This window comes from Armatimonadota bacterium (genome assembly GCA_029907255.1).
In the GTDB taxonomy this organism is placed as follows: domain Bacteria; phylum Armatimonadota; class UBA5829; order DTJY01; family DTJY01; genus JAIMAU01.
The window spans coordinates 1-502 of sequence record JARYMF010000033.1 but is presented as its reverse complement, the minus strand read 5'-3'; the positions used below and the strand labels follow the sequence as shown (position 1 = coordinate 502).

At 54.6% G+C, this 502-nt stretch carries 1 rRNA gene; it reads left to right on the top strand.

The features are described 5' to 3' along the window. Positions 1–502 (top strand): 23S ribosomal RNA (locus tag QHH26_13650); the annotation flags it as partial.

Here is a 502-nt window from a genome sequence, read left to right as displayed (position 1 = left end):
GCCCAGGGTTAGTCGGCACCTAAGCTGAGGCCGAAAGGCGTAGGCGATGGAGAGCAGGTCAACATTCCTGCACCACCCGTAGGACGTTTGTACGATGGGGGGACGCAGAAGGATAGGCATACGTGCGATTGGAAATGCACGGCCGCCAAGTAGGGGGAGCTCCCAGGCAAATCCGGGAGCTCGTTAACCCTGAATACGGCGGGGAAGCAGGGCTTCGGTCCTGTGAACTTGCTGAATCCACGCTGCCGAGAAAATCCTCTAAGGAGTTTTACGGGTGACCGTACCGCAAACCGACACAGGTAGATGAGGAGAGAATCCTAAGGCGCACGTGTGAGCCCTCTCTAAGGAACTAGGCAAGTTGACCCCGTAACTTCGGGAGAAGGGGTGCCTCGGTAGGGTTTAGTTGCATAAACAAAGCCCGAGGAGGCCGCAGAAAAATGGCTCTTGCGACTGTTTAGTAAAAACACAGGACTCTGCAAAGACATAAAATCGATGTATAGGG